We start from the raw sequence: 9,545 nt of genomic DNA on the forward strand, positions 1-9,545 counted from the left end.
ATGGACGGGGTGGTTTCGGTCAGGACGGTAGGCCACGAACTGGCGCTCAAGGCAGCGGCTGCCGCCGTTGCCACGGGTGCGGCGGCGGGCTGTCCGGTCGTTGCCGCGGTGGTCGGCGCCGGGGGAGATCTGGTCGCGTTCGTCCGCGCCAGCGGCTCCCCTTCGCCATCCGCAAAGATCGCGCAGGACAAGGCTTACAGCGCCGCCAGCTTCCGCCTCCCGACGCCGGATCTCTATGCGATGGTTTCCGGCAATCCGGCCCTGCGCGACGGGATCGTCGCGCAGCCGGGATTAGCGATGTTCGGCGGCGGCCTGCCGATCGAAATCGCCGGTGAATTCGTCGGTGCGATCGGTGTTTCCGGCGGGAGCGAAGCGATGGACGTCGAATACGCCAACGCCGGTCTCGCTGCGATCGGCGCAAGACAATTCTGACGCACCATGGCCTCCGGCCAATTTAGGTATTATGCACCAATGACTTCAGCTTCCTCCTCTCCGGTCACCGAAACTATCCTGAACTTCATTGACGGTTCCTATCGCAAAGGTAGCGAGGGTAAGTCGTTTCCCAACGTCAATCCGGCCACCGGCACCGCGATCGGGGTTGTGCACGAAGCAAGCCAGGCCGACGTCGCAGACGCCGTGGCTGCGGCCAAGGCAGCGCTTACCGGGCCATGGGGCAAGATGACCACGGCCGAGCGGGTCAAGCTGATCGCCGCCGTGGCGACCGAGATCGAACGCCGAGCGGATGATTTCCTGGCTGCCGAAGTGGCCGACACCGGCAAGCCGCGCCATGTCGCGTCCCATATCGACATTCCGCGCGGGGCCGCCAACTTCCGCATGTTCGCGGATGTCGTCTCGACGATGCCGGGCGAAAGCTTCAACACATCGACGCCCGATGGCGGCCAGGCGCTCAACTATACCGTGCGCAAGCCCAAGGGTGTGGTCGCGGTGGTCTGCCCGTGGAACTTCCCGCTGCTGCTGATGACCTGGAAGGTTGGCCCGGCGCTGGCCTGCGGCAATACCGTGGTGGTTAAGCCGTCCGAGGAAACGCCTCGGACGGCTGCCCTGCTGGGCGAAGTAATGAACGCGGTGGGCATGCCCAAGGGTGTCTACAACGTCGTCCACGGATTCGGTCCGGGTTCGGCCGGCGAGTTCCTCACGTCCAACCCCGATGTCGATGCCATCACCTTCACCGGCGAGACCGGCACCGGACAGGCGATCATGCAGAAGGCCGCGATCGGCGTTCGCGACATTTCGTTCGAACTCGGTGGCAAGAACCCGGCGATTGTGTTCGCCGATGCCGACCTAGACAAGGCGGTCGAGGGTCTGTCGCGCTCGGTCTTCCTGAACACCGGGCAGGTCTGCCTCGGAACCGAGCGGGTCTATGTCGAACGACCGATCTTCGACGCCTTCGTGGCGCGGATGGCGGCGGCGGCGCAGGGCTTCAAGCCGGGCGTGACCAGTGATCGCGCCTATCTCGGCCCGCTGATCAGCGCCGAGCACCGCGAGAAAGTGCTGGGTTACTATCGCCGTGCGGTCGAGGACGGGGCCACCGTGGTCACCGGCGGCGGCGTTCCCGAAATCTCGGGTGCGGAAGCCGGCGGCTTCTTCGTGGAACCGACGCTGTGGATCGACGTCGCCCACGGCGATACCGTGATGCGCGAGGAAATCTTCGGACCGTGCTGCGGTATCGTGCCGTTCGACAGCGAGGACGAGGTGATCGCACTTGCAAACGATACGGTTTACGGCCTGTGCGCCTCGATCTGGACCGAAAACATGTCCCGCGGACACCGCGTGGCGGCGGCGATGGACGTGGGGGTGTGCTGGGTCAATTCCTGGTTCCTGCGCGATCTGCGCACGGCTTTCGGCGGGTCCGGCCATTCCGGCATCGGCCGGGAAGGCGGGGTGCACAGCCTCGAATTCTACACCGAGATCACCAACATTTGCGTGAAGCTGTAAGACGATGACAATCGACCCCAAGACTATCGAACAAGCGGCCTTGGCCCTGCGCGGCGCGGCCGAAACGGGGAAGCCTGTCAGCCCGATCCGCGACCTGATTTCGGCTGGTGGCGTCGAAGCCGCTTATGCCGTGCAGGAAGCCAACACCAAGCACTACCTCGCCAATGGACGGCGCTTGGTCGGCCGCAAGATCGGGTTGACCTCGATCGCGGTCCAGCGCCAGCTTGGGGTGGATCAGCCCGACTATGGGATGCTGTTCGCTGACATGGACGTGCCGGAAGGCATCCCTGTGTCGCTCGACCAGGTGATCCAGCCCAAGGTTGAGGCAGAGATTGCGATCGTCGTTGGGCGGGATTTGCCCCACCCCGACATGACGACCGCCGAAATGATTCGCGCGGTTGAATATGTCGTTCCGGCAATCGAGATCGTCGACAGCCGCGTCGCAAACTGGGACATCAAGATCTGGGACACGATCGCCGATAATGCCTCGAGCGGGCTGTTCGTGCTCGGCGCGGTGCCGCGCAAGCTCGACGGGCTCGATCTGCGCAACTGCGGCATGGTCATGGAAGCCAAGGGTGAGCCGATTTCGGTCGGTGCCGGGATCGCCTGTCTGGGCAGCCCGATCACCGCCTCGCTGTGGCTGGCGCGGGTGATGGCCAAAGCGGGGCGTCCGTTGCTCGAAGGCGACGTGATCCTGTCGGGCGCGCTCGGGCCGATGGCCGGGGTGGCGCGCGGGGATGTGGTCGAGGCGCGGATTAACGGCGTCGGAACGGTTCGGGCGGCGTTCGCTGCTGACTGAATTGGAAGTGGAGGTTGGTCAAATGGCCAGGATGAAGTGCGCGATTATCGGTTCCGGAAACATCGGCACCGATTTGATGATCAAGCTGCTCAAGGGCTCGGACACTCTGGAGCTGGCGGCGGTAGTCGGGATCGATCCGGCGTCGGAAGGCCTGGCGATGGCCCGCGAACGGGGCGTGGCCACCACTCACGAGGGGATTGAGGGCCTGTGCCGCATGCCGCAATATGCCGATATCGGCATCGCCTTCGATGCGACTTCGGCCTATGCCCACAAGGCGCATGACGAGATACTCGCCCGCGACGGCAAGCTGATGGTCGACCTGACCCCGGCGGCGATCGGTCCGGCGACCATCCCGCCGGTCAACCCTGCGGTCGATGCGACCGTTCGCAACATCAACATGGTGACCTGCGGTGGCCAGGCGACGATCCCGATCGTCGCGGCGGTCTCGCAGGTGGCCAAGGTGCACTATGCGGAAATCGTCGCGTCGGTTTCGTCGCGCTCCGCCGGTCCCGGCACCCGTGCCAACATTGATGAGTTCACCCGCACCACGGCGCGGGCGATCGAAACTGTCGGCGGCGCGGCCAAGGGCCGGGCTGTGATCATCCTTAATCCCGCCGAACCGCCGATGATCATGCGTGATACGATCTTCACGCTGTCGGAAATGGTGGATGAGGACAAGGTGCGCGCTTCGGTCCTGGCTATGATTGCAAGGGTGCAGTCGTACGTGCCGGGCTACCGGCTCAAGCAGGAAGTACAGTTCGAACGCTTTGGCTCGAACCGGCCGCTCAAGATCCCTGGCTACGGTGAATTCGAAGGACTCAAGACCAGCGTGTTCCTCGAGGTCGAGGGCGCGGGCGATTATCTGCCCAACTATTCCGGCAACCTCGACATCATGACCGCTGCCGCCAAGGCGGCAGGCGAGAGCCTGGCCAAGACTCATATGGAAAAGACCGCAGCATGACCTTTGATCCAACATCTGATCGGCTCTACATCCAGGACGTGACCTTGCGCGACGGGATGCACGCCATCCTGCATATGTATGGCACCGACAGCGTCCGCATGATCGCTAAGGCGCTTGACGAGGCAGGGGTGGATGCGATCGAGGTCTCGCACGGCGATGGCCTGAACGGTTCGACCTTCAATTACGGATTTGGCGCCCATACCGACTGGGACTGGATCGAGGCTGCCGCCGACGTAATCAAGAACGCGGTGCTGACAACGCTTCTGGTGCCCGGTATCGGCACCGCCGAAGAACTCAAGCGGGCCTATTCGATGGGAGTGCGCTCGGTCAGGGTCGCGACCCACTGCACCGAGGCCGACGTCGGCAAGCAGCACATCGGCATCGCGCGCGATCTGGGCATGGACGTATCGGGCTTCCTGATGATGAGCCACATGATCGAGCCCGAGGCGCTCGCCCAGCAGGCGCTGCTGATGGAAAGCTATGGCGCGCATTGCGTCTATGTCACCGACAGCGGCGGGGCGCTCGACATGGATGGCGTGATTGCACGTCTCCAAGCCTATGACCGGGTGCTCAAACCTGAAACCCAACGCGGCATCCATGCGCACCACAATCTGTCCCTGGGCGTGGCCAATTCGATCGTCGCCGCGCAAGCCGGCGCGGTGCGGATCGACGCGAGCCTTGCCGGGATGGGTGCGGGAGCCGGTAACGCACCGCTCGAGGTGTTCATCGCCGCCGCCAACCGCAAGGGCTGGAAGCACGGCTGCGACGTGATGGCGCTGATGGACGCGGCGGACGATATCATACGCCCGCTTCAGGACCGTCCGGTGAGGGTCGATCGCGAGACGCTCAGCCTGGGCTATGCAGGCGTCTATTCAAGCTTCCTGCGCCATGCGGAAAAGGCAGCGGAACAGTACGGAATCGATACCCGCGAGATCCTCGTCGAATTGGGCAATCGCCGGATGGTCGGAGGCCAGGAAGACATGATCATCGACGTTGCGCTTGATCTGATCAAAGCCAAGGCGAACTGAGATGGACAGGCTGGCGAAATACGCGGAAATGCTCGACTCTGCACAGCGTGAAGCAACAGCTACCCCGCAAATCACCCCTGTGGACACCGCTTTCACGGTGGAAGAGGCCTATCAGGTGCAGAAGCTCTCGGTCGATCGGCGCCTGTCGCGCGGCGAACGGCGCATAGGCGTCAAGATGGGGCTGACCAGCCGGGCCAAGATGTTGCAGGTCGGCGTCGACGAAGTGGCCTGGGGCAGGCTGACCGATGCGATGCTGGTCGAGGAAGGATCCGCCCTTTCGCGCGCGCGCTACGTCCACCCCCGGGTCGAACCGGAAGTCGCCTTTCTGATGAAGTCCCCGCTGGTCGGTAAGGTGACTGCCGCCGCTGCGCTGGCAGCAGTCGAAGCGATCGCCCCGGCGATGGAGATCATCGACAGCCGTTACGAGAACTTCAAGTTCGCGCTCGAGGACGTGATCGCCGACAACACTTCCTCGTCGGGGCTGGTGATCGGATCCTGGCACGATCCCCGGATCGATTTTTCGAATCTGGGCGTGATCCTCGAAATCGATGGCGAAGTGGTACAGGTCGGGTCGACCGCGGCGATCCTTGGCCACCCCATCCGTTCGCTGGTTGCTGCGGCCCGGCTGGTTGCCGAAGCGGGCGAACAGATCAACGCCGGTGACATCGTCATGGCTGGCGGCATCACCGCCGCGCCCAACCTGGCTCCCGGCCAGACCGTGCGGACGACCGTGCAGAACCTTGGCGCGGTCATGTTCCAGGTGGAGGCCTGATATGCCGATCATCGAGGTCAACCTGCTCGAAGGGCGCCCGCCAGAAGCCAAAGAGCGGCTGATCAAGGCTCTGACCGATGCTGCCATCGATGCGATCGGGGCCCCGCGTGAGTCGGTTCGCGTCATCCTTCGCGAGATGGCCCCGGCGCATTTCGCGTTGGGGGGGGTAAGCTTTGCGGCGAAGGCCGCTGCCGCCGCGCAGCCCCGAGTCGAAGAAGATTGGTCGAATGAGGCTTGAGCCCTACCAGATCCGGATTCTCGGAGGGGGACAGTTCGCGTGCCCCGAGGGTGAACGCGTACTGATCGCGATGGAGCAGTTTGGTGCCAGCGATATAGGAGTGGGCTGCCGCGGCGGTGGTTGCGGGTTTTGCCTGGTTCGAGTCGTCGAAGGCGAATACCGGACCGGCAAGATGAGCACGGCCAAGGTTTCTGTCGCTGACCAGGCAAAGGGATACGCCCTGGCCTGTCGGATCTATCCGATGGATGACCTTGTCATCGAAGTTCTATGAAAACCAAGGGAGAGTTGTCATGGCTACGCAGTTGAAAAGTACAGAAAACGAATACGGCATAAAGTCCGAGTACGGCCATTATATCGGCGGCGAGTGGATTGCCGGGGACAGCGGCAAGACCATTGATCTACTCAATCCCTCGACCGGCAAGGTGCTGACCAAGATCCAGGCCGGCAACGCCAAGGACATTGAGCGTGCGATTGCCGCTGCCAAGGCTGCTTTTCCCAAGTGGTCGCAAAGCCTGCCCGGCGAGCGCCAGGAGATCCTGATCGAAATTGCGCGTCGGCTGAAGGCACGCCAGTCGCACTACGCGACGCTCGAAACGCTCAACAACGGCAAGCCGATGCGCGAATCGATGTATTTCGATATGCCGCAGACGATCGGGCAGTTCGAGCTGTTCGCCGGTGCCGCCTATGGCCTGCACGGCCAGACGCTCGATTATCCCGACGCGATCGGCATCGTCCACCGCGAACCGCTCGGCGTGTGCGCGCAGATTATCCCATGGAACGTGCCGATGTTGATGATGGCGTGCAAGATCGCGCCCGCGCTGGCCTCGGGCAACACTGTCGTTCTGAAGCCGGCCGAAACGGTCTGCCTTTCGGTGATTGAATTCTTCGTGGAAATGGCCGATCTGCTGCCGCCGGGTGTGATCAACGTCGTCACCGGCTATGGTGCGGATGTGGGCGAGGCGCTGGTCACCAGCCCCGATGTCGCCAAGGTAGCCTTCACCGGTTCGATCGCCACTGCGCGCCGGATTATCCAGTATGCCTCCGCAAACATCATCCCGCAGACGCTCGAGTTGGGCGGCAAGTCGGCGCACATCGTGTGCGGCGATGCCGATATCGACGCGGCGGTGGAAAGCGCTACCATGTCGACCGTGCTCAACAAGGGTGAGGTCTGTCTGGCCGGTTCGCGCCTGTTCCTGCACCAGTCGATCCAGGACGAGTTCCTGGCCAAGTTCAAAACCGCACTTGAAGGCATCCGCCAGGGCGATCCCCTCGATATGGCAACCCAGCTTGGCGCCCAGGCGTCGAAGATGCAGTTCGACAAGGTAGAAAGCTACCTGCGCCTCGCAACCGAGGAAGGGGCCGAAGTTTTGACCGGCGGCACCCGCGCCGATGCTGCAAATCTGGCGGGTGGCAACTTCATCAAGCCGACGGTGTTCACCAATGTGAAGAACACAATGCGCATCGCGCAGGAGGAGATCTTCGGGCCGGTGACCAGTGTCATCAGCTGGAACGACGAAGCCGACATGATGCAGCAGGCCAATGCCACCACCTACGGCCTGGCCGGCGGCGTGTGGACCAAGGATCTTGCCCGCGCCCACCGGATCGCGCGCCAGCTTGAAACCGGCACGGTCTGGATCAACCGCTACTACAACCTCAAGGCCAACATGCCGCTGGGCGGTTACAAGCAGAGCGGCTTCGGGCGTGAATTCAGCCATGAAGTGCTGAACCACTACACCCAGACAAAGTCGGTCGTGGTCAACCTTCAGGAAGGCCGCGTCGGGATGTTCGATCAGTGATCGAGAACCCGCGATCTTCGGGAGGAACGATGTGACTGCAAGGCTTGAAGGACAAGTGGCGCTGCTAACCGGCGGCGCCACCGGGATCGGTGAGGCGGTCGTCGCGCGCTTTATCGAAGAAGGTGCCAAGGTTGGCGTCCTGGTCAGGGATGCCGCCCAGGCCGACTTGGTGCGTACGCGGCATGGCAACGCAGTAGTCGTGATTGAGGGCGATGTCCGCAATTATGTCGACAACGAAAAGGCGGTCGTCGCAACCGTGGCCGCGTTCGGCAAGCTTGACGTGTTCGTCGGCAATGTCGGGATCTGGGATTTCATGACCCCGCTTGCGGACATGGAACCCGAAAAGCTCGCGGAAACGCTGGACGAGATCTTCGGCGTCAACGTAAAAGGCTACTTCCTTGGCGCCCGTGCCGCAATTCCAGAGTTGCGTAAGACCAAGGGCAGCATCATCTTTACTGCCTCGACTTCAAGCTTCTACACCGGCGGTGGCGGTACGCCCTATGTGGCGTCGAAGCACGCCGTGCTGGGCCTGATCCGCCAGCTCGCCTGGGAACTAACCCCCGACGTCAGGGTCAACGGCGTGGCGCCAGGCGGCACCCGAACGCCGCTGGGCGGTACCCATGCGGGCGGAACAGCCGATGTTCACATGGAAGATATGGAAGGGCTCGACGCGATGATTGCCGGGATGACGCCGCTCGCGCGGATCGCCGAACCGGATGATCACTCCGGCCTCTATGCCTTGCTCGCCTCGCGTCGGGACTCGGCTTACATGACAGGAACGGTTTTGCTCAGCGACGGTGGAATCGGCATTGGCAAACGCCCCGGAAGCTGAAGCGGCTTAGATCTCTCCACCCTTGGCGGGTGCTCGATTCGTCGAGCGCCCGTCTTTTTTACGTGCGATCGCTGCGATCAAGAAAGCGGTCGGCCGAAATGACCGAACGTGAGAGGCCGGCGGCGAGCAATTGCGCTTCGGCAAAGTCGATCATCGCCGGTGGGCCACACAGATAGGCTTCGTGCGCCGCCAGGTCCGCAACGCCCGCAATCTGCTCGGTGATCAGCCCACGCGCTCCTGCCCAGTCGCTGTCTGGCTCTTCATCCGACAAGGCCGGGACGAATTCGAAAGGGGCCATCCAGCGCTGACGAAGGGCCGCAATTTTGTCGAGGGCATAGAGATTGGACTGACGGCGCGCACCGTACAGCAGGTGCACCGCCCGGTCTGCGCCCCGGTCAAGCGCTTGCTCCAGAATCGAGATTATCGGCGCTAGACCACTACCCCCGGCGATGCAAAGAATGGGGGCAGTGCTGTCCTTGAGGGCGAATTGCCCATAGGGGGCGGTAACCTTCAGCTCCATTCCGGTGCGATCGGTGCAGAACAGCCAGTCGGTAAATGCGCCGCCCGGAACGTGCCGGTTGTGAAAATGCAGTTGCTGGGTGGGTTCGCCAACCGTCGCGAAGGCGAATGAATAACTGCGTGCACCTTCGATGCCGGGAGCGGTCAGATCAGCGTATTGTCCGGGAGTGAAGGCCAGTGGCCGATCCAGTTCGATGGTCAGCCCGATTATATCCTCGCACAGCCGTTGTGCGGCGACGATGGTGCCGCGATATGTAGCAATGGCGATCCCTTGCGAGAGTGGCGCATCAACCGCGATTGTCAGATCCGAGCGCGGAATGGCCTGGCAGGCGAGGCGAAAGCCGCTGCGCAGTTCTTCGCCCTCAAGTGCAAGGGCCGACGGGCTCAATTCGCCGATCTTGCCAGACACGAGCTTGAACTTGCAGGTACCGCACGAGCCAACCTGGGCACCTCCATCAACCCGTCTGAAGTGAGCGGGTTTGTGCGATTGGCACTGGATTTGGCGTAAGCGAGGCCCTTTGGGGCCTGCTTTGTGCCGTATTCTGGCGGTTTTCCTGTGTTTCAGGCGCAGCTATCCCATGGCTTCGCGTCGTTCGTGGAAGATCAGGCGGTGCATGTTGTAGGCGAGGTTGGCGAGCGTGATC

Annotated in this window: 11 protein-coding genes; 10 read left to right on the forward strand and 1 reads right to left on the reverse strand. The window is 62.8% G+C overall.

What is annotated here, in order from left to right:
* From OLX02_RS16205 to hcaB, 10 genes are read left to right on the forward strand one after another with little or no spacing between them, the layout of a single operon-like run.
* On the forward strand, positions 1-432 hold the full coding sequence (locus OLX02_RS16205; RefSeq protein ID WP_264424548.1) for a GlcG/HbpS family heme-binding protein: 432 nt from the start codon (positions 1-3) through the stop codon (positions 430-432).
* Positions 433-471: 39 nt separating this feature from the next.
* On the forward strand, positions 472-1,956 hold the full coding sequence (locus tag OLX02_RS16210; RefSeq protein WP_264424549.1) for a 2-hydroxymuconic semialdehyde dehydrogenase: 1,485 nt from the start codon (positions 472-474) through the stop codon (positions 1,954-1,956).
* Between the two features lie 4 nt (positions 1,957-1,960).
* The gene (locus OLX02_RS16215; RefSeq protein WP_264424551.1) at positions 1,961-2,755 is read left to right on the forward strand and encodes a fumarylacetoacetate hydrolase family protein; all 795 of its coding nucleotides are present in this window, start codon (positions 1,961-1,963) and stop codon (positions 2,753-2,755) included.
* A gap of 22 nt (positions 2,756-2,777) precedes the next feature.
* The gene (locus OLX02_RS16220) at positions 2,778-3,716 is read left to right on the forward strand and encodes an acetaldehyde dehydrogenase (acetylating) (RefSeq protein WP_264424564.1); all 939 of its coding nucleotides are present in this window, start codon (positions 2,778-2,780) and stop codon (positions 3,714-3,716) included.
* Positions 3,713-4,744, forward strand: coding sequence for a 4-hydroxy-2-oxovalerate aldolase (gene dmpG, locus OLX02_RS16225; protein WP_264424553.1), 1,032 nt, complete (start codon positions 3,713-3,715; stop codon positions 4,742-4,744). Before OLX02_RS16220 ends, dmpG begins: the two co-directional genes overlap by 4 nt.
* 1 nt (position 4,745) lies before the next feature.
* Entirely contained in the window at positions 4,746-5,516 is a 771-nt protein-coding gene (locus OLX02_RS16230; protein ID WP_264424554.1) for a 2-keto-4-pentenoate hydratase, read from the forward strand.
* Position 5,517: 1 nt separating this feature from the next.
* Positions 5,518-5,754 carry a 2-hydroxymuconate tautomerase gene (locus OLX02_RS16235; RefSeq protein WP_264424555.1) on the forward strand — a complete coding sequence of 79 codons (237 nt, stop codon included), beginning with the start codon at positions 5,518-5,520 and terminating at the stop codon, positions 5,752-5,754.
* Entirely contained in the window at positions 5,744-6,025 is a 282-nt protein-coding gene (locus tag OLX02_RS16240; protein ID WP_103096182.1) for a 2Fe-2S iron-sulfur cluster binding domain-containing protein, read from the forward strand. Before OLX02_RS16235 ends, OLX02_RS16240 begins: the two co-directional genes overlap by 11 nt.
* 19 nt (positions 6,026-6,044) lie before the next feature.
* Entirely contained in the window at positions 6,045-7,550 is a 1,506-nt protein-coding gene (locus tag OLX02_RS16245; RefSeq protein ID WP_264424558.1) for an aldehyde dehydrogenase family protein, read from the forward strand.
* A 31-nt stretch (positions 7,551-7,581) separates the two neighbouring features.
* On the forward strand, positions 7,582-8,382 hold the full coding sequence (gene hcaB / locus OLX02_RS16250; RefSeq protein ID WP_264424560.1) for a 3-(cis-5,6-dihydroxycyclohexa-1,3-dien-1-yl)propanoate dehydrogenase: 801 nt from the start codon (positions 7,582-7,584) through the stop codon (positions 8,380-8,382).
* 58 nt (positions 8,383-8,440) lie between these two features.
* Here hcaB and OLX02_RS16255 read toward each other — a convergent pair whose 3' ends face one another.
* Positions 8,441-9,472, reverse strand: a complete 1,032-nt coding sequence (locus OLX02_RS16255) for a 2Fe-2S iron-sulfur cluster-binding protein (RefSeq protein WP_319641259.1) — start codon at positions 9,470-9,472, stop codon at positions 8,441-8,443.
* Positions 9,473-9,545 lie beyond the last annotated feature (73 nt).

The sequence above is a fragment of the Novosphingobium sp. KCTC 2891 genome (assembly GCF_025938155.1).
Lineage (GTDB): Bacteria > Pseudomonadota > Alphaproteobacteria > Sphingomonadales > Sphingomonadaceae > Novosphingobium.